At 47.4% G+C, this 1,126-nt stretch carries 1 protein-coding gene; it reads right to left on the bottom strand.

What is annotated here, in order from left to right:
* Positions 1-1,126: elongation factor Tu (gene tuf / locus AACW06_RS19655; RefSeq protein ID WP_192076343.1), on the bottom strand; the 1,126-nt coding region annotated here is incomplete at both ends.

Below are 1,126 nucleotides of genomic sequence, written 5' to 3'. Positions count from 1 at the left end.
GCGAAACGTAGACCTTCGTCCATCGCGATTGGAGAGATTAGCTCAACAACCATTTGGATGTTGTCACCAGGCATTACCATTTCTACGCCTTCTGGTAGAGAGATATCACCAGTTACGTCAGTTGTACGGAAGTAGAACTGTGGACGGTAGCCTTTGAAGAACGGAGTATGACGGCCGCCTTCATCTTTAGACAGTACGTATACTTCTGATTCGAACTTAGTGTGTGGAGTGATTGAACCTGGCTTAGCTAGTACTTGACCACGTTCAACTTCGTCACGCTTAGTACCACGTAGAAGTGCACCAACGTTCTCACCCGCACGACCTTCGTCTAGAAGCTTACGGAACATCTCAACACCAGTACATGTGGTTGTTACTGTGTCTTTGATACCAACGATCGCTACTTCATCACCTACACGTAGGATACCGCGCTCGATACGGCCAGTTACTACTGTACCACGACCTTGGATTGAGAATACGTCTTCGATTGGTAGTAGGAACGCTTGGTCTACTGCACGCTCTGGCTCTGGGATGTAAGTGTCTAGCGCTTCTGCTAGCTCAAGGATTTTAGCTTCCCATTGCTCTTCGCCGTTTAGAGCACCTAGAGCTGAACCTTGGATTACTGGTAGATCATCACCTGGGAAGTCGTACTCAGATAGAAGTTCACGAACTTCCATTTCTACTAGCTCTAGAAGCTCTTCATCGTCAACCATGTCACATTTGTTCATGAATACGATGATGTAAGGAATACCAACTTGGCGACCAAGTAGGATGTGCTCACGTGTTTGTGGCATTGGGCCATCTGTTGCCGCAACAACTAGGATACCGCCGTCCATTTGCGCAGCACCTGTGATCATGTTTTTAACATAATCCGCGTGTCCTGGGCAGTCTACGTGTGCGTAGTGACGTGCTGGAGTATCGTACTCTACGTGAGAAGTATTGATTGTAATACCGCGCTCGCGCTCTTCTGGAGCGTTATCGATAGATGCGAAGTCTTTCGCAACACCACCGTACACTTTTGCAAGTGTAGTACAGATAGCAGCAGTTAGAGTTGTTTTACCGTGGTCAACGTGGCCGATAGTACCAACGTTTACGTGCGGTTTCGTACGTTCAAATTTTGCTTTAGACA

Origin of the sequence: Vibrio sp. S12_S33 (assembly GCF_963889785.1) — a bacterium.
Taxonomy (GTDB): Bacteria; Pseudomonadota; Gammaproteobacteria; order Enterobacterales; family Vibrionaceae; genus Vibrio; species Vibrio aestuarianus.
Note: the sequence above shows the minus strand (reverse complement) of the source record. Positions and strands in the feature narration are given on the sequence as shown.